19 protein-coding genes and 1 pseudogene are annotated in these 24264 nt (G+C 60.6%); 10 read left to right on the forward strand and 10 right to left on the reverse strand.

The genetic code is table 11. From position 1 onward, the window contains the following. The first annotated feature begins 10 nt into the window (after nt 1–10). A complete protein-coding gene (locus ACTG2B_RS06840) occupies nt 11–421 on the forward strand; it encodes an H-NS family histone-like protein (RefSeq protein WP_005344269.1) in 411 nt (136 codons plus the stop codon). A gap of 537 nt (nt 422–958) precedes the next feature. Here the strand turns inward: ACTG2B_RS06840 and ACTG2B_RS06845 are convergent. The 4 genes and pseudogenes from ACTG2B_RS06845 to ACTG2B_RS06860 form a co-directional block, all read right to left on the reverse strand. Then, nucleotides 959–2322: pseudogene (locus ACTG2B_RS06845) on the reverse strand (efflux transporter outer membrane subunit). Nucleotides 2323–2324: 2 nt separating this feature from the next. Further along, nucleotides 2325–4298 carry a MacB family efflux pump subunit gene (locus ACTG2B_RS06850; RefSeq protein ID WP_439995414.1) on the reverse strand — a complete coding sequence of 658 codons (1974 nt, stop codon included), beginning with the start codon at nt 4296–4298 and terminating at the stop codon, nt 2325–2327. Further along, nucleotides 4295–5458: a macrolide transporter subunit MacA gene (gene macA, locus ACTG2B_RS06855; protein ID WP_429213923.1), complete on the reverse strand. Its 1164-nt coding sequence runs from the start codon at nt 5456–5458 to the stop codon at nt 4295–4297. Before macA ends, ACTG2B_RS06850 begins: the two co-directional genes overlap by 4 nt. Nucleotides 5459–5707: 249 nt before the next feature. Further along, nucleotides 5708–6598: a manganese-dependent inorganic pyrophosphatase gene (locus ACTG2B_RS06860; RefSeq protein ID WP_042080331.1), complete on the reverse strand. Its 891-nt coding sequence runs from the start codon at nt 6596–6598 to the stop codon at nt 5708–5710. Between the two features lie 169 nt (nt 6599–6767). Here ACTG2B_RS06860 and ACTG2B_RS06865 point away from each other — a divergent pair, with 169 nt between their 5' ends. Then, nucleotides 6768–6974 (forward strand): hypothetical protein, encoded by a 207-nt coding sequence (locus ACTG2B_RS06865; protein ID WP_181269016.1) that lies wholly within the window; start codon nt 6768–6770, stop codon nt 6972–6974. A 1-nt stretch (nt 6975) separates the two neighbouring features. On the opposite strand, the gene recN is transcribed toward ACTG2B_RS06865, so the two are convergent. Both recN and nadK read right to left on the reverse strand, forming a co-directional pair. Beyond that, complete coding sequence (recN, locus tag ACTG2B_RS06870) at nt 6976–8640, reverse strand: DNA repair protein RecN (RefSeq protein ID WP_439995415.1); 1665 nt, start codon at nt 8638–8640, stop codon at nt 6976–6978. Between the two features lie 251 nt (nt 8641–8891). After that, nucleotides 8892–9776 (reverse strand): NAD(+) kinase, encoded by an 885-nt coding sequence (gene nadK, locus ACTG2B_RS06875; RefSeq protein WP_439995416.1) that lies wholly within the window; start codon nt 9774–9776, stop codon nt 8892–8894. A gap of 291 nt (nt 9777–10067) precedes the next feature. Here nadK and grpE point away from each other — a divergent pair, with 291 nt between their 5' ends. The 8 genes from grpE to ACTG2B_RS06915 all read left to right on the forward strand — a co-directional run bounded on the left by grpE (nt 10068) and on the right by ACTG2B_RS06915 (nt 20856). Further along, a complete protein-coding gene (gene grpE / locus ACTG2B_RS06880; protein WP_005338036.1) occupies nt 10068–10643 on the forward strand; it encodes a nucleotide exchange factor GrpE in 576 nt (191 codons plus the stop codon). A gap of 297 nt (nt 10644–10940) precedes the next feature. Next, entirely contained in the window at nt 10941–12869 is a 1929-nt protein-coding gene (gene dnaK / locus ACTG2B_RS06885) for a molecular chaperone DnaK (protein ID WP_042053028.1), read from the forward strand. A gap of 101 nt (nt 12870–12970) precedes the next feature. Further along, nucleotides 12971–14113, forward strand: coding sequence for a molecular chaperone DnaJ (gene dnaJ, locus ACTG2B_RS06890; RefSeq protein ID WP_429201057.1), 1143 nt, complete (start codon nt 12971–12973; stop codon nt 14111–14113). Nucleotides 14114–14377: 264 nt separating this feature from the next. Continuing rightward, nucleotides 14378–15883 (forward strand): carbohydrate porin, encoded by a 1506-nt coding sequence (locus tag ACTG2B_RS06895; protein WP_439995417.1) that lies wholly within the window; start codon nt 14378–14380, stop codon nt 15881–15883. A gap of 115 nt (nt 15884–15998) precedes the next feature. Continuing rightward, nucleotides 15999–16955 (forward strand): aminoimidazole riboside kinase, encoded by a 957-nt coding sequence (locus tag ACTG2B_RS06900; RefSeq protein WP_439995418.1) that lies wholly within the window; start codon nt 15999–16001, stop codon nt 16953–16955. Between the two features lie 83 nt (nt 16956–17038). Beyond that, entirely contained in the window at nt 17039–18403 is a 1365-nt protein-coding gene (locus tag ACTG2B_RS06905; RefSeq protein WP_439995419.1) for a sucrose-specific PTS transporter subunit IIBC, read from the forward strand. Further along, the gene (locus ACTG2B_RS06910; protein WP_439995420.1) at nt 18403–19818 is read left to right on the forward strand and encodes a glycoside hydrolase family 32 protein; all 1416 of its coding nucleotides are present in this window, start codon (nt 18403–18405) and stop codon (nt 19816–19818) included. The genes ACTG2B_RS06905 and ACTG2B_RS06910 overlap by 1 nt, the downstream gene beginning before the upstream one ends. Nucleotides 19819–19845: 27 nt before the next feature. After that, nucleotides 19846–20856: a substrate-binding domain-containing protein gene (locus ACTG2B_RS06915; RefSeq protein WP_439995421.1), complete on the forward strand. Its 1011-nt coding sequence runs from the start codon at nt 19846–19848 to the stop codon at nt 20854–20856. A gap of 91 nt (nt 20857–20947) precedes the next feature. Here the strand turns inward: ACTG2B_RS06915 and ACTG2B_RS06920 are convergent, their stop codons facing one another. From ACTG2B_RS06920 to ACTG2B_RS06935, 4 genes are all read right to left on the reverse strand, one after another. Next, nucleotides 20948–21676: an MgtC/SapB family protein gene (locus ACTG2B_RS06920; protein ID WP_005350335.1), complete on the reverse strand. Its 729-nt coding sequence runs from the start codon at nt 21674–21676 to the stop codon at nt 20948–20950. Between the two features lie 217 nt (nt 21677–21893). After that, entirely contained in the window at nt 21894–22298 is a 405-nt protein-coding gene (locus ACTG2B_RS06925; RefSeq protein ID WP_139494456.1) for a hypothetical protein, read from the reverse strand. Nucleotides 22299–22530: 232 nt separating this feature from the next. Beyond that, entirely contained in the window at nt 22531–23952 is a 1422-nt protein-coding gene (locus ACTG2B_RS06930) for an NAD(P)/FAD-dependent oxidoreductase (protein ID WP_439995422.1), read from the reverse strand. 55 nt (nt 23953–24007) lie between these two features. Then, nucleotides 24008–24193, reverse strand: a complete 186-nt coding sequence (locus ACTG2B_RS06935) for a YgaP family membrane protein (protein WP_100654141.1) — start codon at nt 24191–24193, stop codon at nt 24008–24010. Between the last annotated feature and the right edge of the window lie 71 nt (nt 24194–24264).

Genomic DNA, 24264 nt, shown 5'->3' on the forward strand with positions numbered 1-24264 from the left:
TGAGGAAATAATGAACGAGTTTCTGAAAGTTCTGCTGAACATTCGCAGTCTGCGTGCGGCTATTCGTGAGCTGCCGTTTGAGCAACTGCTGGAAGCTAAAGAGAAGTTTGACCTGGTTTACCAAGAGCGCGCCGATTCTGTTGAACAGGAGCGTGCTGAACAGGAAGAGCGTCAGCGCAAGCTGAATGAATTCACCGAGATGCTGCAGCAGGCTGGTATTGATCCTCGCGAGCTGCTGGCGACTGCAGCAGCTCCGGCTGCTGCGACTGGCGCTGCCAAGAGCAAGCGTGCTCCGCGTCCGGCTAAATACAAGTACGAAGAAGATGGCCAGGAAAAAACCTGGACCGGTCAAGGCCGTATGCCGAAAGCCATTGCTGCTCAAGTAGCTCTGGGTAAAGACCTGAACGATTTCCTGATCTAATTCGTCAGGTTCCGAGATTGAATAATGCCGCCTAAGGGCGGCATTATTTTTTGCCGTTTTACTCGTGGTTATCCAATCCGCCTTCCGCCCCACTGCTCTCTACATCCTCGCTTGTATCCTTTTTACCGTCGTTTCACTTCACTGTTACTTTGCTCAATATCACTCGCTGTTTGCGATTAATTTTGTCGTGCAGGATTAACTGCGTGATATCGCTATTTGTGTGCGTCGTGCAGATATGCGCTTCGGATATGTCGCTCATGATTCACGGGGCGCGGCTTGGCAAGAGCCGAGCTCTCAGCTGATGGAATATCCGGTAATCGTTATCTCCGATCAGGGAGCGTGAGGTATAGAGAGAGCTGCAAGGTATGGCCGGGATATTCAGGGTCGCCGATGTATGTAATTGGCTGTGCTGCCATAACTGCCCCTTGATGATGGGCAATGGCGTTCGTCTGCCGTGTGGGTGAGGGAATTCTGTGCGGTCGATGGCGATGGCATTCCCCACTCTGCCGACAGAGTGGGGAATGGCCAGGTGAAGCGCTATCGGGGCGTCACGCTATCGCTGCCACCCAGGGCGCGATAGATTTTGGCCGTGGTGGTGAGCTGCTCTTTTTGCTGGGCCAGCAGGCTCTGCTGGGCATCCCACAGCCGGTTCTGCTCATCAAGCCAAGCCTGTACACCGGTCGCACCCGCCTGGAAGCGAGCCTTGGCAAGCCGTTCGGCCTCCCGGGCATAACTCAGCTGCTCCTGCAGATAATCGAGTCGCTGCTGGCCATAGTGACGTGCGGCCAGATTGTCTTCAACCTCCACCAGTGCGGTGTAGAGCTGTTTGCGAAACTCGGTTTCAGCAATCTGGTAATCCAGCGCTGAGCTTTCGATGGCAAGCTGGGTGCGGTTGTATTCAAGGAAGGGGAGGGCAAGGCTGGCCCCTAGCGTACCGACCGGATTTTGCAGCACCTGCGCCAATCTATCGGATGCGGTGCTGGCACTGCCGGTCAGGGTCAGGCTGGGGTAGAAGCTGGTGCGGATCTCGTCCCCTTTTGCCAGCGTCTTGCGCAGCCGCAATTCGGCCGCTTTGACATCGGGGCGGCGTGCCAGCACATCAGCCGGAATACCCACCGCAAGTTCAGGAATGGTCTGCTTTACAAGGGAAGCGGCTGCATACTCAGCGGCCCGCTGCTGCGGCCCAGCAACAGACGCAGGGCATTGCGAGCTTGCTCCTGCTGCGCCTTGAGGGAGGCCAGCTCAGCCTGTTTTCCTGCCAACAGTTGGCGTGCCTGCGCCAGATCAAGTCGGGTGATGGCGCCAGCCTGGTATTTGGTCTGGGTCAGCTGCTCGGTTCGGGACAGGTTGGCCAACTGCTGTTCCCCAAGGGTGATGGCAGAGCCGAGATAGCCGAGCTGCCAATACTGCTCCAGGGTATTGCCGATCAGCAGCAGTCGGGTGCTGGCGAGATCCTGCTCGCTTGCCGCCGCCTCCCAGCTTGCCTGATCTCGCACCGAGGCAAGCTTGCCCCACAAATCCACTTCGTAACTGAGGCTCAGCGAGGGGCCCAGACTGTTGGTGCCTTTGCCGGTTTTCAGATCCTTGTTGCCACTGGCTGCGATAGTGCCATTGACCGAGGGTGTGAGGTTGGTATCGGCCTGCTCGGCGCCCAGTCTGGCGCTTTTGAGCTTGAGGGCCGCCACACGCATGTCCGGGTTGGCGGCCAGTACCGCCTCGACCAGTTTGTCGAGTTGGGGATCATGAAATTCCCGCCACCAGGGCCCAGCCTGCGCAGCCAGTTGGGCGCCCTCTGCCTGTTGCCATGCAGGGGCGATCGCCAGCTCGGGTCTTTGATAGGTGCTGTGCTGACTACAGCCGCTGAGGGCCATGCAGAGAGCCAGCCAGGAGAGTTTGTGCATTGTTATTCCCTCGCCAGTGCGACAACAGGGTCGAGCCGCGCCGCATTGCGTGCCGGCAGGTAACCAAACAGGATCCCGATGAGTGACGAGCAGCCAAAGGCCATCAGGATGGAGAAGAGCGAGAACTGCATCTTGATGGAGTCCACCAGCACTGAAAAGAGTGCACCAATGCCTAGCGAGAGGCCGACGCCGAAGATCCCCCCCAGCAGGCTCACCATCACAGCTTCAATCAGGAACTGCTGCAAAATATCTGACTGGCGGGCGCCCACTGCCATGCGAATGCCGATCTCGCGGGTGCGTTCGACCACCGACACCAGCATGATGTTCATCACGCCCACCCCGCCGACGATCAGCGAGATCACCGCGATGGCCGAGACCATCAGGGTCATGGTGGCGGTGGTTTTCTCCACCGATTTGATGATGCTGTCACTGCTGAAGGTGAAGAAATCCTTCACTCCATGGCGCTTGGTGATCAGCTCGATCACCGCCTGTTCGGCCAGTGCCGGTTGTACCCCGTCCTTGACCCGGATGGTGATCTGGCTGAAGTGGTGCTGCGAGATGAGGCGACTCATCACCGCGCTGTAGGGCAGCCAGATATTGACCGACTGGCTGGTGGGGCCGAAGCCGGTCTCCTGCGAAACCACACCGACAATCCGCACCGGCAAGGTGCCGACCAGTACTACCTTGCCTACAGGATCCTCCTTGCCAAGCAGGCTGGTGATACTCTTCTTGTCCACCACGGCAACGGCGGCACGCTGCTGGATATCTTGCCACTCCAGTAAGCGACCACTGACCAGCGTCATCCCCTTCACCTTGAAATAGTCGTTACCAACCCCGGTCACATTGCCGCTGTTGGTCTTGTTGCGATAGCGCAACTGCCCTGAGCTGCCGATCTCGGGGCTGGCGCCTGCAAGATAGGGTTGCCCCAACAGGGCATCGAGATCCCCCTTGTTGAGGGTCTGGATGCTGGCCATCTTCTCATCGCCCCATCCCTTGCCCGGGAAAATTTCGATGGTGTTGGTGCCCATCGCATTGATCTGGTCGATCACCTTGGCGCGCGCCCCTTGCCCCAGCGCCACCACGCTCACTACGGCGGCGATACCGATGATGATGCCGAGCATGGTGAGGAAGGTGCGCATCCGGTGGGCGAGCATGGCATGCATCGCCATCCGTCCCGCTTCCCGATAACGATCCCAGTCGTGGCCCATGGCACCTTTAGTGGGCGCTATTTTTTGAGGGGCTACAGCGGTGGCTGGAGCCAACACGGCCGTTTGGCAGGGGCCGCTATCTTGTTCAATCCGACCATCCTTGAGAGTGATGATCCGGTCTGCATGGCTGGCCACGTTCATATCGTGGGTGACCAGAACGATGGTGTGGCCCTGAGCGTGCAGCTCCTTGAGGATCGCCATCACCTCCTTGCCGCTCTGGCTATCCAGTGCGCCGGTCGGTTCATCGGCGAGGATCACTTCGCCGCCATTGGCCAGCGCCCGGGCGATACTGACCCGCTGCTGCTGACCGCCGGAGAGCTGGCCCGGTGTATGGTGGCTGCGATCGGCCAGTCCCAGTCTGCCCAGCAGCTGACGCGCGCGCACCTGGCGATCCGGGCGGCTGGTGCCGGCATAGACGGCGGGGATCTCCACGTTGGCGGCGGCATCGAGATGGTGCAGCAGGTGGTAGCGCTGAAAGATAAAGCCGAAGTGGTGGCAGCGCAGCCGGGCCAGCGCCAACGCATCCATGGTGGCGGTGTCCTGACCGCGAAACAGGTACTGGCCGCCGCTCGGGCTATCGAGACAACCCAGCAGGTTCATCAGGGTCGACTTGCCAGAGCCGGACGCGCCGACAATGGCGATCATCTCTCCTGCCGTGATGGTGAGGTCAAGAGGGTGGAGCACGGTGACTTCGCTGTCGCCACTCTGGTAGCGTCGCTCGACCCCTTTCAGCTGGATCAACGGCAGCTGGTTCAGGGGCTCACTCATAGCATCACCGCCATCTCATCATTGTCGGCGGGGGCTCCGTGATTGAGCTGCACCTCCTCCTTCTCACTCAGCCCGCTGATCACCTCAATGCGGATCTCGTCCTTCATACCGGTTTTGATATGACGGGTTTCGGTTGTCTCATCGTCCTTGATCACGGTGACTTCATACTCGTTGTCACCCAGCGACTTGCCGAGGGCTGTTTGCGGCACAGTGAGCACCTGCTTGCGCTCGCCGAGCACTATGGTCACCTGGGTGGTCATTGCGACCCGCAGGGTATGGTCGGGATTGGGTACATCGAACAGGGCGTAGTAGTAAACGGCCGCATTGCTGGTGGTGGTACCTGTGGTGGCCTGATCGTTGATGTTGGTAGGCGCTAACTCCACGGCGCGAAGGGTACCCTGATAGCGGGTATCCGGATCGCCGATCAGGGTGAAGTAGACCGGCATGCCGGCTTTGACCTTGGTGACATCAGCTTCGGAGATCTGCGCCTTGACCGTCATAGTCTCGAGGTTGGCCAGCTTGAGCACGGTCGGCACCGTCTGGCTGGCAGCCAGGGTCTGGCCCTGACGGGTCACAATGCTGATGACGGTGCCATCCATAGGCGCCAGGATCTTGGTGTAGCCCAGCTCGGTCTTGGCCCGATCAACCTTGATCAGGGCATTGTCGATATTGGCCTGGCTGTTTTGCAGCTCGGCGCGGGTGACAGCCAGCAGTGCCTCGGCACTCTCCAGATCGGCCCGTGAGCTCGCCTCCTGCTTGAACATCTGCTGCTGGCGCCGCCAGGCGAGTTCGTTCTGTTTGAGTTGCGCCTGCTTGATCTTGAGCTGGGCGCGGTTGCTGGCAAGCTCCGCCTCGGCCGTCTTGAGGTTGTTCTGGGCAATCAGGGGATCGATCTCGGCCAGCAGGTCTCCCTGCTTGACCTGATCACCTGCCTCAACGGCCAGCTTGGTAACCTGACCGGAGACCTGGGCCCCCACATCCACCTGCTCCACGGCCTGCAGCACGCCACTGGCCAGCACGGTCTGGGCGATATCTTCACGGGTCACCTGAGCGGTCAGCATCGCCTTGGGGGGGGGACTGGGCCAGAGCAGCCAGCCGAGGAGCACCACGGCGATCAGCATGGTGATGGCCAGGGTTCTCTGCTTGGGGGTTATGTTCATCGATCACCTGAATGGAAACGGAAAAGGTTGTGCGCGGCGATTATCCTGCAGCAAAGCCCTGATAAATAACAGCCGCAAATATGTAAGCAAAGTTATGGCGTTAACTGTCAATAAGCAGTGGAAGACGTACGTGAGAGACCGGAGGGGTGAGCAAGATGATCAGCAAGAGGGTGGGGAGTGCGGTTGGCGGTGGCGATGAAAAGCCCTGCGCAGAGGCAGGGCTTTGGAATAGGTGATGGCGAGGGAAGATCAGGCCTTGGCCAGCAGATCCATCACCCAGGGCAGCCCCTGCTTCTTGCGGCTGACAAAGCCCGGGTGGTAGCTGGACTCTGCCGGTACTTTGGCGTGCTCGGTAAAGTAGATACGGCTGGCAGCCGCAGTCAGGTCAGTCACCATCAGCACGAAGAAGTCGAGCCCTTCGCTCGCCACGCGCTGGGCCATCTCCTGCTGCAGGGCTGGCAGGTGCTCTGCCAGCTGCTGCTCGCTGCCCACTTCGATCTGGCTCATGATGAAGCTGCAACCTTCCGCCTGGAACGCTTTCTCATCCTGCTGCAGCAGTTGAGCCGGAGTCAGGCCGCTCAGGTCGGTTTTCGCCATCAGCAACTGTTGGCCGAATTCGGCCAGCGATACTTCGGCCAGCGGTGCCAGACGCTCACAGGCGATCTTGTCCTGCTCGGTGGTGGTCGGCGAGGTGAGACAGAGGGTGTCGCTCATGATGGCACCCAGCATCAGGCGAGCCTGGCTGCGGGTCACGGTACCTTGCTGGCTCAGCAGATCGAAGGCGATGGTGCAGGTGCAGCCGACGGCCCGGATCCAGGCATCCAGCGGAGACTGGGTGACCAGAGTGCCGAGACGGTGGTGATCCACAAGGCCCAGTACATTGGCTTGTGCCAGTGTGGCAGGGCCCTGTTCCAGATCACTGAAATCCACCAGCCAGACATCTTCACCGGTCAAATCTTTGGTCAGCAACTCGGGTTCGCTGACGCCAGCCTGCTCCAGAATAAAACGGGTTTCGGTGCGCAGGTCACCCAGACGCCATGGGGTGGCCTGACGGCCCTGGCCATTGAGCCAGTCGGTGATAACCAGCGCACTGCAGATACTGTCGCTATCAGGATTCTTGTGACCAAAAACGTGGATCATAGACAAAGCCTCACAATTGGATACCCATAAAGGGGGGCAACACTATGCGAAATCCGCCACATGAAGGCAACCGGATCCACGCCCATGTTGCTGCCAGCTTCGCCTAACTCGCCATTTTATTGATCTGGGTCGGTAATCCTGACGCGAGTTCAGTTATCACAGTTGGCTATTGGCTATTGGCTATTGGCTATTGGCTATTGGCTATTGGCTATTGGCTATTGGCTATTGGCTATTGGCTATTGGCTATTGGCTATTGGCTATTGGCTATTGGCTATTACTGGCTGCGCAGGCCATAGCTCTCGCCTGTGCCTGCGCAGTCAGCATGTTCGGTCAGCGCTATCAGTCGCCATCGCTGCAAATCGGCTTTATCACCTGATTCATCGACGCAGCAGCTCGCGGGCATTTGCCAAGGTGTTGTCGGTGATCTGGTCGCCACCGAGCAGGCGTGCCAGCTCGTTGAGACGGGCGGTCTCATCAAGGGCACTCATTTGGGTTTCGGTGGTTTTGCCATCGGTATGCTTGCTCACCACCATATGCTGGTGGCCGTTGCCTGCCACCTGAGGCAAGTGAGTGACCACCATCACCTGAGTGGACTCGCCGAGCTGGCGCAGCAGGCGACCCACCACGGCGGCAGTCGGGCCGCTTATCCCCACATCCACTTCGTCGAAAATCAGGGTCGGGGTGGAGATCTTGCGGGCACTGATCACCACGATGGCGAGACTGATGCGCGACAGTTCACCGCCTGAGGCCACCTTGCCAAGCGGCTGGATCGGTTGGCCCGGGTTGGTGGTGACCATAAATTCCACCCGATCTATACCCAGCGGAGAGAGGCTGCTCTGGGCATCGGGGCGCACCTCGATGGCAAAACGGCCATCGGGCATCGCCAGTTCGTGCATGCTGCTGGTTACCTTGGCGCCCAGCTCCTGGGCGTAACGCTGACGGCTCTGACTCAGGGCTTCGGCGGCCTGGACAAAAGCCTGACGGGCTTCGGCCAGCTCATCTTCCATCCCCTCTAACCGCTCTTCGTCAGAGTTGAGGCGGGCGAGATCCGAGGCCAGCTCCTGATGGTACTGAGCCAGAACTGCCGGTTTGACATGGTGCTTGCGGGCCAGATTGATCGCCTTGGAGAGGCGGGCCTCCAGCTCGTTAAAACGCTCGGGATCCAGTTCCAGCCGATCGAGGTAGCTGCGCAGTTCGCTGTGGCTCTCCTGCACGCCGATCAGCGCTTCGTTCAGCATCTCCAGTACCGGAGTGAGGCGGCTGTCCATGCTGACCAGCCCCTCGGCCCGATCGACGGCCGATTGCAGCAGCCCTGCGATAGTGGTCTCTTCGTTGTCATAGAGCAGGTCGAGGCAAGCGCCGCACTCCTGCATCAGCTCGGTGCCGTTGGCCAGACGCTGATGCTCCTCCTCTATCTCTTCGAACTCCTCCGGTTGCAGAGCGAATTCGTCCAGCTCTTGCACCTGATACTCGATCAGCTGGCGGCGGGCTTCCCGCTGCTGCTGCTCGGCCTTGAGCCGGTTCAGCTCGTTTTGCAATTGACGCCACTGTTGATAGTGCTGGCGCACCTCGTCGAGCAGCAGATGGTGACCGGCATAACCATCGAGCAGAGCGAGCTGATAGTCGGGTTTGAGCAGCATCTGGTGGGCATGCTGACCGTGTACGTTGACCAGCAGCTGGCCCAGATTCTTGAGCTGGGTGAGGGGGACGGGCACGCCGTTGATATAGCTGCGGGAGCGGCCCTCGGCGGAGATGACTCGCCGCACGATACACTCCCCTTCGTTTTCCAGTTCGTTGGTGGCGAGCCAGGCGCGGGCGGCCGGGTTGTTGTCCAGCAGGAAGCGGGCGCTGACCTCGCTTTTGTCGCTATCGGGTCGCACCATGCCGGCTTCGGCCCGCTCTCCGAGGCAGAGACCGAGAGCGTCGATGGCGATGGATTTACCTGCACCGGTCTCACCTGTGATGCAGGTCATGCCCGGTTGCAGATCGAGTTCGAGAAACTTGACGATGGCGAAGTTGTTGACGGTCAGCTGGGTCAGCATGGTCTCATCCTGTATAGGTCAACATTACTGTGTATGCATCCAGTATATACTGGTCTTATATACAGTAAAGAGGGCGCCGCCATTTTTAACAAAGGAAAGCCGCGCCAGTGCGGTATGGCTATGAGAATGCGGTACTGACCATTGGCACGCGGTACGGATATGAGAGTGCAGGGGCGGTTGCTACGAAAGAAAAGAGAAGGGCGCCAATTCAGGCGCCCTTCTCTGGCAATGCCGTTGTCGGTCAAAGCTGATTAGAACAGCTTGCTGCCCCAGCCGAGCTTGTTGCGCAGCACGTGGAAGTAGCTGTAGTCGAGGGGATGCACCAGATGAAGCTGATGGTGGCTCTTCTTGATGAGGATCTCGTCCCCCGGGTGGACCGCCAGGGTCACCTGACCGTCACAGCTGACCTGCATGGCATCGTCCTGATTATCCGGCGAGACCAGCAGCCGCACTTCACTGTCGGCATCGAGTACGATGGGGCGACTGCTCAGGGTATGCGGGAACATGGGCACCAGCGTGATGGCGTTGAGCTTGGGGGTGAGGATGGCGCCACCTGCCGACAGGGAGTAGGCGGTTGAGCCGGTCGGAGTGGCGACAATGATGCCGTCCGAACGCTGGCTATACATAAAGCTGCCATCGATATAGACCTCGAACTCGATCATGTGGGCGATCTTGCCCGGGTGCAGTACCGCCTCGTTGACCGCCAGATTGCTCGACTTGCGCTCGCCGTGGCGATAGACCGAGGCTTCCAGCAGGAAGCGGTGTTCGCTCTTGTAGTGGCCGGAGAGCACCTGCTCCAGCGGCAGCAGGTAATCTTGTGGCGAGAGATCGGTCAGAAAGCCGAGGTTGCCCCGGTTTACCCCGATCACCGCCACATCGAAGCGTGACAGCACCCGCGCCGCCCCCAGCATGTTGCCGTCACCGCCGACCACGATGGCGAGATCGGCCTGCTGGCCCAGTTGCACCAGATCCATCACGTTTTCATCGAGGATGCTCAGGGTCTGGGCGACCCGGCTCTCCACCAGAACCCGAAAGCCGCGGACGGTCAGGTATTGATGCAGGCCGGTCAGCGTCTGGTTGGCCCCCTCATGGTGGGGTTTGCCAATCAGGGCGATGGTTTTGAACGGAGAATCCATAGTCAGTCAGATCTGGGATGGGTATTGCGGGCCAGTATACAGTGCTTTGCTCCGCTTGTGACGCTCTCCCGTGTGACGGGGGTGGCTATCCCCTTGAGGTTACTGGTTAAACGGTGAGCGGTAACCCGGATAAACCGACGGTTGCGGCTATTCAGCAACCCTGATTGCCCTTTACCCCTTGAAAGCCGGGGATGCATCCCCATAATAGCGCCAACATAGTCGGTCTGTTGTCGTCCGGTCGCTCAACCAGACGTCAGGGCCCTCATAAGTAACCCCGGAATTGGAGATGTCATGAACCACGAAGAGCAAAAGGTTGAAGCGATGGAGCAAGTGGAAGCCCAGCCAGTCGAGCCGACCGATGTAGACAGTGAAGTGACAGCCGAGCAGGCCCGTATTGCCGAACTGGAAGCGCAGCTGGAAACCGCCATCCAAAAAGCAGCGGAAGAGCGTGAACGCGCCCTGCGTACCGCCGCCGAGATGGAGAACCTGCGTCGTCGTACCGAGCTGGATGTGGAGAAGGCGCACAAATTCGCTCTGGAGAAGTTCGCCAATGAACTGCTGCCGGTGCTGGACAACCTTGAGCGAGCCATCGAACTGGCCGACAAGGAGAACGAAGCCCTCAAGCCGATGATCGAAGGTGTCGAGCTGACCCTGAAATCCATGCAGAGCGGCGTGGCCAAGTTTGGTCTGGTGGCGCTCGACCCGATCAACCAGCCGTTTGACCCCAACGCCCATCAGGCGATGAGCATGGTACCGAGTGCCGATGTGGCCCCTAACACCGTCATTGCAGTGATGCAGAAGGGCTATGACCTCAACGGTCGGGTGATCCGTCCTGCCATGGTGATGATCGCCAAAGCGGTCGACTGATTGGCTGTGGGTGCCCGAGCCCGCCCCGTGGCGGGCTTTTTGTTTCGCAGTGCAGCACCTGTTCATCTTGCCCGGTTTACGGCTCAACGTGACCGCGCAACCATGACAAAGGGTGTGGTTTTTTAGGGTTGGGGCTTGAAGCTGCGTCTGGCGACCCCATATAGGTAGCAAGGCCGCGGCGGCACAAAAAATTTGATGCCGGGAGCTTGAAAGCCAGATTGGCAGCCCCCACCTAGCCGTTAACGCATTAAGGCGAGTTCCTCGCCAGTTTATTCAAAGTATTTGGAGATTCGTCAAATGGGTAAAATCATCGGTATTGACCTGGGTACTACCAACTCCTGCGTCGCTATTCTGGATGGCGACACTGCTCGCGTGATCGAGAACGCAGAAGGCGATCGTACTACTCCGTCCATCATTGCCTATGCCGATGATGGCGAGATCCTGGTTGGTCAGCCGGCCAAGCGTCAGGCCATCACCAACCCGAAAAACACCCTGTTCGCCATCAAGCGTCTGATCGGTCGTCGTTTTGAAGATGAAGAAGTGCAGCGTGACCTGAAAATCATGCCGTACGCCATCGCCAAAGCTGACAACGGCGACGCCTGGGTTGAAGTGAAGGGCAAGAAAATGGCACCGCCGCAGATCTCTGCCGAAGTGCTGAAAAAGATGAAGAAGACCGCTGAAGACTACCTGGGTGAGCCGGTAACCGAAGCCGTTATCACTGTTCCGGCCTACTTCAACGACGCCCAGCGTCAGGCTACCAAGGATGCCGGTCGCATCGCCGGTCTGGATGTAAAACGCATCATCAACGAGCCGACTGCTGCTGCTTTCGCTTACGGCGTTAACAAGGTCAAGGGCGAGCGCAAGGTTGCCGTCTATGACCTGGGTGGCGGTACTTTCGATATCTCCATCATCGAGATTGACGAAGTGGAAGGCGAAACCACCTTCGAAGTACTGGCGACCAACGGTAACACCCACCTGGGTGGTGAAGACTTCGATAACCGCGTCATCAACTATCTGGTAGACGAGTTCAAGCGTGAGCAAGGCATCGACCTGCGTAACGACCAGCTGGCTCTTCAGCGTCTGAAAGATGCCGCCGAGAAAGCCAAGATCGAGCTCTCTTCTGCCCAGCAGACCGACGTCAACCTGCCGTACATCACTGCAGATGCCACCGGTCCGAAGCACATGAACATCAAGGTGACCCGCGCCAAGCTGGAATCACTAGTGGAAGACATGGTGAAAGACTCTCTGGAGCCAGTTCGTGTCGCCCTGAAAGACTCCGGTCTGGCAGTTGGCGAGATCGACGACGTGATCCTGGTTGGTGGTCAGACCCGTATGCCGCTGGTTCAGAAGACCGTTGCCGAGTTCTTTGGCAAAGAGCCGCGTAAAGACGTCAACCCGGACGAAGCCGTGGCCATGGGTGCTGCCATCCAGGGTGCCGTACTGTCCGGTGACAAGACCGACGTACTGCTGCTGGACGTCACCCCGCTCTCCCTGGGTATCGAAACCATGGGTAGCGTGATGACTGCGCTGATCGAGAAGAACACCACCATTCCGACCAAGAAGTCCCAGGTGTTCTCCACTGCCGAAGACAACCAGTCTGCCGTGACCATTCACGTGCTGCAGGGTGAGCGCAAGCGCGCCAGCGACAACAAGTCTCTGGGCCAGTTCAACCTGGAAGGCATCCGTCCGGCACCGCGCGGTCTGCCGCAGATCGAAGTGACCTTCGACATCGATGCCAACGGTATCCTGCACGTCTCTGCGAAAGACAAAGAGACCAACAAAGAGCAGAAGATCACCATCCAGGCCTCCTCTGGTCTGTCTGATGACGAGATCGAGCGCATGGTACGCGAAGCCGAAGCCAACGCGGCCGAGGACAAGAAGTTTGAAGAGCTGGTACAGGCTCGCAACCAGGCTGATGGTCTGGTCCACTCCGTACGCAAGCAGATCACCGAAGCCGGTGAAGCCCTGCCTGCCGACGACAAGACCAAGATCGAAGCCGCTCTGAGCGAGCTGGAAGTGGCCATCAAGGGTGACGACAAGGCTGCTATCGAAGCCAAACAGCAGGCTCTGCTGGAAGCGTCCCAGAAGCTGATGGAAATTGCCCAGCAGCAGGCTCAGGCCCAGGGTGCAGCCGGTGCTGATGCCGGTCAGTCCTCCTCTTCTGCCAAGGCTGACGACGACGTAGTCGACGCCGAGTTCGAAGAAGTGAAAGACGACAAGAAGTAAGCCCTACCCAGATGGGCGGAGTCTGCTTCGCCCATCGGCTTGGTCAATGAATTCACGGGCGTTGGGTAACCAACGCCCGTCTGCGTAACCACAGGATGAGTATGTCGAAGCGCGATTTCTACGAAGTACTGGGTGTGGCGAAAGATGCCGACGATCGCGAGATCAAGAAGGCGTACAAGCGCCTGGCCATGAAGTATCACCCGGATCGTAACCAGGGTGATGCCGCATCCGAAGAGAAGTTCAAAGAGGTCAAGGAAGCCTACGAGGTCCTGACCGATGCCAACCTGCGTGCCCGTTACGACCAGTACGGCCATGCCGGTGTCGACCCGAGCCAGGGTGGCGGTGGCCACGGTGGCTTTGGCGGCGGTGCCGACTTCGCCGACATGTTTGGTGACGTATTCGGTGACATCTTCGGCGGTGGCCGTGGTGGTGCCCGTCGTGGCCCGGCCCGTGGCTCCGACCTGCGTTACACCATGGAGCTGACGCTGGAAGAGGCGGTACGCGGGGTCTCCAAGGAGATCAAGGTGCCGACTCTGGTTCACTGCGAAGTCTGTAACGGCTCCGGTGCCCACACCGGCAGCAGTGCCCAGACTTGCCCGACCTGCCACGGCTCCGGCCAGGTGCAGATGCGTCAGGGCTTCTTCGCGGTACAGCAGGCATGTCCACACTGTCACGGCCGCGGCAAGATCATTAAGGATCCGTGCCGCAAGTGTCACGGTGAAGGTCGCTACCAGCGCACCAAGACCCTGTCGGTAAAAATTCCGGCGGGCGTCGATACCGGCGATCGCATCCGTCTCTCCGGCGAAGGGGAAGCGGGGGAAGCAGGAGCTCCGGCAGGGGATCTCTACGTACAGGTGCACGTCAAAGAGCACGAAATTTTCGTGCGTGACGGCAACAACCTCTACTGCGAAGTGCCCATCAGCTTCACCGCAGCTGCGCTGGGTGGCGAGATTGAAGTGCCGACCCTGGATGGCCGCGTCAAGCTCAAGGTCACTTCGGAGACCCAGACTGGCAAGATGTTCCGCATGCGCGGCAAGGGCGTGAAGTCCGTGCGCTCCGGCCAGGTAGGGGACCTGATGTGCAAGGTGGTGATCGAGACGCCGGTCAACCTCACCGAGCAGCAGAAAGAGCTGCTGCGCCAGCTGGACGAGTCGTTCAGCGGTGCCGCTGCCAAGACCCACAAGCCGAAATCGGAAGGCTTCTTCGAAGGGGTGAAACGCTTCTTCGACGATCTGACCAGCTGATTTCAGCGACCCGAATAAACAGAGCCGGCCTTGTTCCGGCTCTTTTTTTGCCCGCCGTTTAGCCAGGATCCGCCCTATTGAGTGGATCCTGATGAGGGATCCTCCTCACAACTCCCGCCAATTCCTGCTGTACAAATGTTATCCCGCTCACACTGTTGCTGAAACGGTTTAGTTGTCATATTGAGTTAGCTAAATTGGTTTAGCTATGCTCTGGCTGTCGATAACAACAGCGCCCGTCCGGGCCACAGATGACAGGTGAGGAAGATGATGATGTTCAAGAGCAAGTTGGCGCTGGCGGTAGCGCTGGGACTGGGGATGAGCAGCCCGCTGTGGGCGGCGCAGGCGAGTGTCGCAGGTGAGAGTGTCGAAGCCAGACTGGCGGCGCTGGAGGCGCGGGTACAGGCGGCTGAAGCGAGAGCCGAGGCGGCAGAGAGCCGTGCCAGTCAGGCGGAAGTGAAGGCGAGTGCGGCCAGCGAGCAGGCGCAGGTGGCCAACAACCGCAGCCAGAAGGTGGATGAGAAGAGCGCTGGTGCCCAGGGCTTCGAGTTTCACGGTTACGCTCGCTCGGGCCTGTTGGTAAACAGCAATGGCAACGGTGGGCGCGGCGGCCCCTACATCACGCCAGCCGGTTCGGTGGGCGGGGCCGTCGGTCGCCTTGGCAACGAGGATGACACCTACATGGAGGCCAACCTGCTGAAAACCCAGACCTTCGAGGATGGCAGCTGGGCCCGCTACAAGCTGATGCTGGCTGACGGGGTGGAGACCAGCAACGACTGGACCGCCAGCGATTCGAGCCTCAATACCCGTCAGGTGTTTGCCGAGATCGGCAATCTGGCGAGCTTCGACGGCCCCTTCAAGAATGCGGTGCTCTGGGCGGGTAAGCGCTTTGACCGCGACAACTTCGACATCCACTGGCTCGATTCTGACGTGGTGTTCCTGGCCGGTACCGGCGGCGGCGTCTACGACGTGCAGCTGGCCGACAGCTGGAAGGCCAACTTCTCCCTCTATGGCCGGGATTACGGCGACATCAGCGCCAGCGGTCTCTCCGATATCGAGAGCTACATCCTCACCATGAACAACCGCGTCGGTAACTGGCAGTGGATGGTGAACGGTCTCTCGGCCAAGGACAATGACGCCCGCATCAATGACAAGGGGGCGGGCAGCGAGGCGGCGGACAAGGGGGGACACACCCTGCTGGCCTACCACGGCGAGAGCTTCTTTGGCCTCAACCCCGGTTTTGCCAAGGCGGCGGTGTTGTATGGTCATGGGCTGGGGGCCGAGGTCAAGGGGCTGGGCTCTGACAGCGAGCTGTTGCCGGACGCCGATGCGGTGCGGGTCGCTGTGTTTGGCGCTACCGATCTCAACTCGCGCTGGCGTTTTGCCCCGACCCTGCTGGCCGAGCAGAGTCAGGATCGCTACGTGAAAGGGGATGAGTACCGCTGGCTTACCTTCAATACCCGGGTGGCGCAGGTGCTGAGCCAGAACGTCGAGCTGGTCTACGAGGCGGCCTGGCAGTACATGGATCTCGATCCCAAGGGTTACAAGGGACGCCAGGCGGTGAACGGCAACTTCACCAAGCTCACCTTCGCCCCCACCTTCAAGGCGCAGACCGCCGGTTTCTTCGAGCGGCCCGAACTGCGGGTGTTCGCCAGCTGGATGGACTGGTCCTCCGAGCTCAACAACTACGCCAGCGACGATGCCATGGGCCAGAGCAACTTCACCGCCGGTGGCGAGTGGAACTTTGGTGTGCAGATGGAAACCTGGTTCTAGTTCGTTATCCCGATCACAAAAATGGCAGCCGGTGCCGAGATCTGTTGGTTGGCTAAAACGGTTTAGCTGATAATGCCAGCCAACAGAACAGAGTTCGGGTTGGACCGTGGATCCGATGCAGCAGTGGAGTAGCAAGGTGACGAATCGTGTGTGGGTAATGGGGGATGCGGTGGTGGACTTGATCCCGGAAGGGGCGTTGCACTACCTCAAGTGTCCGGGTGGCGCGCCCGCCAATGTGGCGGTTGGTGTGGCACGGCTGGGTGGCGATGCGGCCTTTATCGGCCGGGTTGGTGCCGATCCGTTCGGCCGCTTTATGGCCGACACCTTGAGCGGGGAGGGGGTGGATATCGGTGCGCTGCGGCTCGATCCAGACCATCGCACCTCTACCGTGCTGGTGGCACTGGATGATGAGGGGGAGCGCAGCTTCACCTTTATGGTGCGCCCCAGTGCCGACCAGTTCCTCACCCCGGATGAGTTGCCCCACTTCGATGCCGGTCAGTGGTTGCTGACCTGTTCCATCGCGCTCGCCAACGAGCCGGTACGCACCAGCTGCCTGCAGGCCATGGCGGACATCAAGGCGGCAGGCGGGCGGGTCTGCTTCGACCCCAACCTGCGCCCCGAGGTGTGGGGCAACCCGGCCGAGATGCTGCCGCTGGTGCGTCAGGCCATCGGGCAGGCGGATGTGGTCAAGCTCTCCATCGAGGAGCTGCAACTGCTGAGCGGCGAGGATGATCTGGCTGCTGGGCTTGCGACTCTCTCTGGCCCGGCGCTGGTGCTGGTGACCAGAGGGGCGGCCGGGGTAGTGGCTCGCCTTGATGGCGAGTTGCTGGAGTGGGTGGGGCAGAAAGTGACGCCCATCGACACCACGGGGGCGGGGGATGCCTTCGTCGCCGGTCTGCTGGCGGCGCTGGCCGGGCGCTCGTCGCTGCCGACTCTGGCCGAGTTGCCCGCCATTCTGGCTCAGGCTCACGGCTGTGGGGCGCTCGCCACCACCGCCAAGGGGGCGATGACGGCGCTGCCGACCCGCTCCGAACTGGATGCCTTTTTGCGATCAGGCGCAAGCGACTGTTGAGCTGAGGCTAGAAGCCCGGCTCGACAGCCCCTACTCTCATGTGACAAGGGCCCGCCAGCGTGGCGGGTCATAAGAGGAAGAATATGAATATCAGTGCGATAGCCAAGGATCTGGTGCCCCTGCTCGGGGGCAAGGAGAATATCGTCAGCGCTGCCCACTGCGCCACCCGGCTGCGGTTGGTGCTGGCCGATGACAGCAAGGTAAACAAGGCTGCCATCGACAAGCTGGAGGGGGTCAAGGGGTGCTTTAGCAACGCGGGCCAAATTCAGGTGATCTTCGGCACCGGTCTGGTCAACAAGGTCTATGCGGAGTTTGTGGCGCTGACCGGTACCGGCACCGCCAGCAAGGCTGAGCTGGCCGACATGGCGGCGGCCAAGCTCAACGTGGCCCAGCGGTTGGCGCGAACCCTCTCCAACATCTTCGTGCCGATCATTCCGGCCATCGTCGCCTCGGGCCTGCTGATGGGGCTGCTCGGCATGGTGCGCACCTACGGCTGGGCCAATGCCGACAGCGCTCTGTTTGTGATGCTCGACATGTTCAGCTCGGCGGCCTTTATCATATTGCCGATCCTCATCGGCTTTACGGCAGCACGTGAGTTTGGCGGCAATCCGTACCTCGGGGCGACCCTTGGCGGCATTCTCACCCACCCGGCGTTGACTAATGCCTGGGGCGTGGCCGGTGGTTTCAAGACCATGGACTTTTTCGGGCTGGATGTGGCAATGATCGGCTATCAGGGCACCGTCTTCCCGGTGCTCTTGGCAGTCTGGTTTATGTCCCATCTGGAGAAACAGCTGCGCAAGCGCATTCCGGATGCGCTGGATCTGATCCTCACCCCGTTTTTGACCGTCATCATCACCGGCTTCGTGGCACTGCTCTTTATCGGCCCGGCGGGTCGGGTGCTGGGGGATGGCATCTCGTTCGGTCTGAGCGCCCTCTATGAGCAGGCGGGCTGGCTGGCGGGGCTGGTATTTGGCGGCACTTACTCGCTTATCGTCATCACCGGCATCCATCACAGCTTCCACGCCATCGAGGCGGGGCTGCTGGCCAATCCGCAAATTGGCGTCAACTTCCTGCTGCCCATCTGGGCCATGGCCAACGTGGCACAGGGCGGGGCTTGCCTCGCGGTCTACTTCAAGACTCGCGACGTGAAGATCAAGGCCATTACCGTGCCGGCTGCCATGTCCTGCCTGCTGGGTATCACGGAAGCGGCCATCTTTGGCGTCAACCTGCGCTACATCAAACCCTTTCTCGCCGGTCTGTTTGGCGGGGCCTGCGGCGGCGCCTACGTGGTGGCGGCCAAGGTGGGGATGACGGCTGTAGGGCTGACCGGTATTCCCGGCATGGCCATCGTCCAGCCCATGAGCCTTATTCATTACATCATCGGGCTGGTGATCGCCTTTGGTGCCGCCTTCGCCGCTTCCTACCTGCTCAAGTACAAGGTGGAGTGATGAAGGAAAGCGAACTTCTCAACCAGATCGTCCGGTCGCTGCTGGCCGGACAGCTCAAGGCGGCGGCCGATCCCCATCGGCCCCGCTGGCATCTGGCAGCCCCGGTGGGGCTGCTTAACGATCCTAACGGCTTTATCGAGCACGACGGGCGCTACCACCTCTTCTACCAGTGGAACCCGCTCGGTTGCGAGCACCGCAACAAGGGCTGGGGCCATGTCACCTCCACCGATCTGCTGCATTGGCAACACGAGCCGGTGGCGCTATTGCCCACCGAAGCCTATGAGAGCCACGGCTGCTATTCGGGCTCGGCGGTGAGCGACGAGCAGGGGCGTTTGACCCTCATCTACACCGGCAATGTCAAATACCCGGATGGCGGCCGCACCGCTTATCAGTGTCTGGCCCGCGCCGACGGTGAGGGAGGCTTCGAGAAGTTGGGGCCTGTGCTGGATCTGCCCGAAGGCTACAGCGGCCACGTGCGCGACCCCAAGGTGTGGCACGACGGCCAGCAGTGGCTGATGGTGCTGGGGGCCCGCACCCTGGATGACAAGGGCGAAGTGCTGCTCTATCGCGGTGACACCCTGCAAAGCTGGCAGCGGGTGGGCCCCATCGCCGGTAGCGGGCGAGGTGGGCTGGGTGAGTTTGGCTATATGTGGGAGTGCCCGGATCTCTTCCCGCTAGGGGAGCGCCATGTGCTGATCAGCTGCCCGCAGGGGATTGCCCCGGCAGGCGAGGATTATCGCAACCTCTACCAGTGCGGCTGGCTTTCTGGCAACTTCGACGGCGAGCGCTTCGAGCACGGGGCTTTCCACGAGTTGGACCGGGGCTTCGAGTTCTATGCCCCCCAGACCACTCTGGATAGCCAGGGTCGGCGCTTGCTGTTTGGCTGGCTGGGGCTGCCGGAGGAGAACGAGATGAGCCAGCCTACGATCGCTCACGGCTGGCTCCACCAGATGAGCTGCCCGCGGGAGCTGTTCTGGCAGGATGAGTGGCTCTGCCAGCGGCCGGTGGCGGAGCTTGCGGCATTGAAGGGAGAGTTGACCCGTTTCGAGGGGACGCTCGGAGAATTTCCGGGGCTGGCCATCGACTCGGCCTGGATCGATCTGGATCTCTGCGGTGAGGGGCGTCTCTGGTTCGGCGCCGTGGCCGAGCTGGTGTGGCAGCCGGGGCGCCTCACCTTGCGGCGCCAGAACTGGCAGAGCGGGGCGTGGGAGACCCGCAGCAGCCCATGGGCTGGCGGGCGGATCTCTGTGCTGTGCGATCGCTCCAGTCTGGAGTGTTTCATCGATGAGGGGCGACACAGCCTGTCGGCGCGCTACTTCCCCGGGGACAAGCCGCAACTTTCATCAGGTAACGGCAATGATGGCTGCAAAATTTGCCTCAATCACTGGCCGCTGTCGGCGTGCCTAGTACAATAGCCCGGTTCTAGTCAGCCGGGAGGCCAGGTGGAGAAGAAGAAACGGATCACGATTGCCCAGATCGCCGAACTGGCGGGGGTGTCCAAGGCAACCGCCAGTCTGGTGCTCAACGGGAAGAGTGCGGAGTACCGGATTGCCGACGATACCCGCAAGCGCATTCAGGCGGTGGCGGAGGAGTGTCACTACCTGCCGAGCTTTCATGCCCGCTCCCTGCGCGAGACCCGCAGCTACACCTGGGGGTTGGTGATCCCCGATCTCACCAACTTCGGTTTTGCCCGCATCGCCCGCGCCCTCGAGGCCCACTGCCGGGAGGCGGGCATCCAGCTGCTGATCGCCTGCTCCGAGGATGATCCCGCTCTCGAGCAGCGGGTGGTGGACAACCTCATCAGCCGTCAGGTGGACGGGCTGATTGTCGCCTCCAGCGGCCACAGCGATGACATCTATGCCCGCATCCACGACCGCCTGCCGGTGGTGCAGCTCGACCGCCACATCGGCGAGTCGCGCCTGCCCATGGTGATCTCCGATGCCTGCAAGGCGACCGCCGAGCTGGTGCGGGACATGGCCAGCGAGTGCGGCGAGGAGATCTACTACTTCGGTGGCCTGCTGGATCTCTCCCCTAGTCGTCACCGGCTGGCGGGCTATGAGCTGGGGCTCCATCGCGCCGGTTTTGAAGCCGATGCCGCCCGGGTGCGCCATCGCGACTATCAGCCGAGCTCCGGTTATCAGCTGATGGCCGAGCTGGTGGCCGAGCTGGGGGCGCCCCCAAGGGGGCTCTTTACCGCCTCTTTTACCCTGCTGGAAGGGGTACTGCGCTACCTCAACGAGGCGGGGTTGATGGAGACAGGGATGCGGCTGTGTACCTTCGATGATCACGACTTGCTCGACTGCATCCCCATGCGTATCGACTCGGTGGCGCAGGATTGTCCGGCGCTGGCCCTCGCCGCCTTCGAGCTGATGCACCAACTGATTGCGGGCAATCCTCCCGCACAGACCGCCCAGGTGATCACCCCCAGGGTGCGCTGGCGCAGTCGCCGCTAGCCACTCTTCGCCCATCCATATGAGAAAGCCCCGCCATTGCTGGCGGGGCTTTTTGCTGTTGGCGGATGGAGCCATGACTCTGACCGACAGCTCAGTCGGTGGTACTGGTGCGCCAGAACACCTGCTTGATATGGGGGTGGATGCCGAGTTTCACCATCAGGGCATCCAGCTCGTCGCCATCGATGGAGGTAGCCAGCAGCACCGCCGAGATCTCCAGATCCCCCTCGCCAAACGGCTCGATATCGAGTTCGCTCAAGGGGTAGTTGGCCTGCTCCAGCATCTCTTCCAGCCAGTGCAGCACCTCTTTTTGATGTTCGCGCTGGGTCAGGGCCGTCACCTTGTAGGTCACTTCGGTGTCGGTATTGTCCACCGGGCGACGGTTGATCTGGTTGACCAGCGGTCGCAGCAGGGTGTTGGCTGCCAGCACGAACAGGGCGCCCAGAATGGCCTCCATGGCGAGCCCGGCGCCACAGGCGGCGCCGACCGCTGCTACGCCCCAGAGGGTGGCGGCGGTGTTGATGCCGCGGATATTGCCCGACTCGCGCATGATGACGCCAGCGCCGAGAAAGCCGATGCCGGAGACGATATAGGCCACCACATGGACCACGTTGTAGTTGCCGCCGTGCAGGTCATAGATGCGCTGGGCCAGACTGACGAACAGGGCGGCCCCCACGGCGACCAGCACGTTGGTGCGAAGACCCGCGGTACGTTGGCGGTACTGGCGCTCCAGCCCGACCAGACTGCCGAGCACAAAGGCGAGCAGCAGGCTGGCCAGGGTGTCGAGCAGGGAGATCATGTCAATTTGTTGCCACATCTTCATGGCGTACTCCTTCTGATAAGCGCTGGCTTGGCGCAATCCATGATGAAACGCCGGGAGGCGGATGGATCAGGGGATGATTGCGCGGATGGCCAGCAGACAAACAAAACGCGGCGTCCCGGGGCGTGAGCATCATCGGATGCCCTGACGCTCGGAGAGGACGCAACAAGCGGGGCCAGCGTGGCCGGCCCCTTTCACTGTGGTTAACGCAGGTGTGCGGTCAGTTGAGTTCGGGATCGCAGTCGATGCGCGGGCGCAGTTGCCAGCGCACCGGATGTGCTACTCCGACCTGATGAACAAACTGCACCAGATAGCGTCGCTGGGGCGGGGTGCACTGCAGGTTGAGCACCAGCTCTCGCCCGCCGCCGCGACCCGGCTTCATCGATTGCATTGGTTGCAGCCCCGCCGGTTGCAGGGTGTGGTTCACCATATCCAGCACCTGTTCCATATCGGCGCGATCCTCACAGCGGATCTGCAGCCGGTAGTGGTGCTGACGCTGTTTGCCGCCCAGCCAGCGTGGCAGCATGCCACGGCCGAGCCGGCTCAACAGGGGGTGAGCCTGGGTAGCAACAGAACCTGTTGCGACCGCGCGATCCGCAGCCGGTTTGATTGAGATAAAACGCATAGCAGCCTCCTTGTGGGAAGCAGAAACTATGCAGGCATGGCGACCGTGGCGGTTGGCCACAGGTCACCAGACGTCAAGTGTAAAAAGGGAGAAGAGGGGAGTGGATTTCCGCTTCTCGCAGGGTTGCGAGCATGCGGCAGAGAAAGACCTGCGGCTAGCTCGCGACCTTGGTACCGACGATGAGGGTCGGTCTACAACTGTCACTTGATGAGTTGCCCACTGATGGTCTCCGCTATTGATAAGAGGCTCGAATGATAGCCGAGGCGGCAGGCAGGGTAAACCCCGCGCCGCCCGCAGCAACATCTTGAAACATAATCGAAAGCCCCGTTTTGCCGCGCAGGGCCGCCAAAAGCAGACCCGGCGAGGGCCGGGTCTGCGGGGTCATTCGGTCTTGTCGATGCCGAGGTATTTGAGCATCAGTTTTTCGTAGATGGGCTCGGTATCCCCCACCTGCATCTTGTGCAGGAAGTACTTCTCGAAGGCGATCTTGGCCAGATGGACCCACTTTCCTTTCTTGAACCAGGCGACGTTGCGCGGCGGGATCTGCGGCATGGCGACGAAGGCGGCACCTGTGTCCCCCCATGTCTGCCAGACAGATGGCATTCCACACTGCCTTGGTCACCGGCGGCTGGCCGCTGAGCTCCGCCTTGATGTTGTGGCTCAGGGTGCGCACCATCGCCTCAATCATGTAGCCGGTCTTGGGCACCCCGGTCGGTACCGGCGTCTTGTGCGACGGTGCAATGGCGATGCAGACACCGGCGGCGTAAATCTGCGGGAAGGCGGGGTTGCGCTGGTGTTCGTCGACGATGACAAAGCCGCGGGGATTGACCAGCCCCTCGATGCCCCGCAGCGGCGCAATGCCGACAAAGGCGGGCAGCATCATGGCGTGTTTGTAGGGCAGAGTGTGGGTGCGCTTGATGTTGCCCTCATCGTCCAGCTCCTCCACCGTCATCTGGCCATCTTGCGCCGCCACGGTGCGGGCATTGCAGATCCACTGCACGTCGCGCATCCGCAGTTCGCTCTCCAGCATTCCCTTGGAGTCGCCCACGCCGTTGAGACCCAGATGGCCGATGTAGGGCTCGCTGGTGACAAAGGTCATGGGCACATTTTTCCTCACCTTCTTGTCGCGCAGGTGGCGATCGAGGATGAACGCATACTCGTAGGCGGGACCGAAGCAGGAGGCGCCCGGCATGGCGCCGACAATCACAGGGCCGGGCTCATCGACCAGGGCACTGACACTGTGGCGGCACTCTTCGGCGTGGGAGAGGGTACAGACGCTGGTGGTGCCACCGGATTCGGGGCCAGCCCCCGTCACCTCGTCAAAGGCGAGGGCCGGGCCGGTGCAGATCGCCAGAAAGTCGTAACGCAGGGTCTGGCCATCGGAGAGGGTGAGCTGCTGCGCCGCCGGTTGCAGCTCGGTCAGGGCGGCATGGATAAAGCGGATCCCCTTTTTCTTCACATGGGGTTCGATGGGGATCGAGGTCTCCTTGCGCTCCCGCCACTGGACGGCAATCCAGGGGTTGGAGGGGGTAAATTCAAAGTCCGGCTTGTCATTAATGAGGATCACCTCATGCTGCTTGCCCAGTTCAGCCTTGAGTTCGTAGGCGGCAGACATGCCCCCCAGACCCGCGCCGATGACGATTACCGTTGCCATGTTCAGCCTCCTGCGTTTATTACACGCTCATATGAGCCTAGGTCATCCGACCCTGTTATTTAAATCCTATCCGTTTGAGGATCATCGCTGCCGGGCAGAAACCGGTGAATGCGCTCTGGATCAGGTTGACCCCGACAAAGGCACTCAACCAGACAAAGCCCGGATGAACCCAGCTGGTAAGGATCAGCGAGAGCAGCAACATGCAACCCGCGACGATTCTGACTCCGTTATCTACTGTCATGGTCCTTCTCCTTATCTACTTTAGATATTGCTAATTTAGTGTTGTTTTATACAATAGAACAAATATCAGCA

The organism is Aeromonas sp. 30P (genome assembly GCF_051919805.1).
In the GTDB taxonomy this organism is placed as follows: Bacteria; Pseudomonadota; Gammaproteobacteria; order Enterobacterales; family Aeromonadaceae; genus Aeromonas; species Aeromonas veronii.

What these genes read in the sequence shown, in the direction of transcription:
- ACTG2B_RS06840 (WP_005344269.1), top strand. Translation starts at nt 11, where the DNA reads ATGAACGAGTTTCTGAAAGTTCTGCTGAACATTCGCAGTCTGCGTGCG.
- ACTG2B_RS06850 (WP_439995414.1), bottom strand. Translation starts at nt 4,298, where the DNA reads ATGAGTGAGCCCCTGAACCAGCTGCCGTTGATCCAGCTGAAAGGGGTC.
- macA (WP_429213923.1), bottom strand. Translation starts at nt 5,458, where the DNA reads ATGAACATAACCCCCAAGCAGAGAACCCTGGCCATCACCATGCTGATC.
- ACTG2B_RS06860 (WP_042080331.1), bottom strand. Translation starts at nt 6,598, where the DNA reads ATGATCCACGTTTTTGGTCACAAGAATCCTGATAGCGACAGTATCTGC.
- recN (WP_439995415.1), bottom strand. Translation starts at nt 8,640, where the DNA reads ATGCTGACCCAGCTGACCGTCAACAACTTCGCCATCGTCAAGTTTCTC.
- nadK (WP_439995416.1), bottom strand. Translation starts at nt 9,776, where the DNA reads ATGGATTCTCCGTTCAAAACCATCGCCCTGATTGGCAAACCCCACCAT.
- grpE (WP_005338036.1), top strand. Translation starts at nt 10,068, where the DNA reads ATGAACCACGAAGAGCAAAAGGTTGAAGCGATGGAGCAAGTGGAAGCC.
- dnaK (WP_042053028.1), top strand. Translation starts at nt 10,941, where the DNA reads ATGGGTAAAATCATCGGTATTGACCTGGGTACTACCAACTCCTGCGTC.
- dnaJ (WP_429201057.1), top strand. Translation starts at nt 12,971, where the DNA reads ATGTCGAAGCGCGATTTCTACGAAGTACTGGGTGTGGCGAAAGATGCC.
- ACTG2B_RS06895 (WP_439995417.1), top strand. Translation starts at nt 14,378, where the DNA reads ATGATGATGTTCAAGAGCAAGTTGGCGCTGGCGGTAGCGCTGGGACTG.
- ACTG2B_RS06900 (WP_439995418.1), top strand. Translation starts at nt 15,999, where the DNA reads ATGCAGCAGTGGAGTAGCAAGGTGACGAATCGTGTGTGGGTAATGGGG.
- ACTG2B_RS06905 (WP_439995419.1), top strand. Translation starts at nt 17,039, where the DNA reads ATGAATATCAGTGCGATAGCCAAGGATCTGGTGCCCCTGCTCGGGGGC.
- ACTG2B_RS06910 (WP_439995420.1), top strand. Translation starts at nt 18,403, where the DNA reads ATGAAGGAAAGCGAACTTCTCAACCAGATCGTCCGGTCGCTGCTGGCC.
- ACTG2B_RS06920 (WP_005350335.1), bottom strand. Translation starts at nt 21,676, where the DNA reads ATGAAGATGTGGCAACAAATTGACATGATCTCCCTGCTCGACACCCTG.
- ACTG2B_RS06925 (WP_139494456.1), bottom strand. Translation starts at nt 22,298, where the DNA reads ATGCGTTTTATCTCAATCAAACCGGCTGCGGATCGCGCGGTCGCAACA.
- ACTG2B_RS06930 (WP_439995422.1), bottom strand. Translation starts at nt 23,952, where the DNA reads ATGGCAACGGTAATCGTCATCGGCGCGGGTCTGGGGGGCATGTCTGCC.
- ACTG2B_RS06935 (WP_100654141.1), bottom strand. Translation starts at nt 24,193, where the DNA reads ATGACAGTAGATAACGGAGTCAGAATCGTCGCGGGTTGCATGTTGCTG.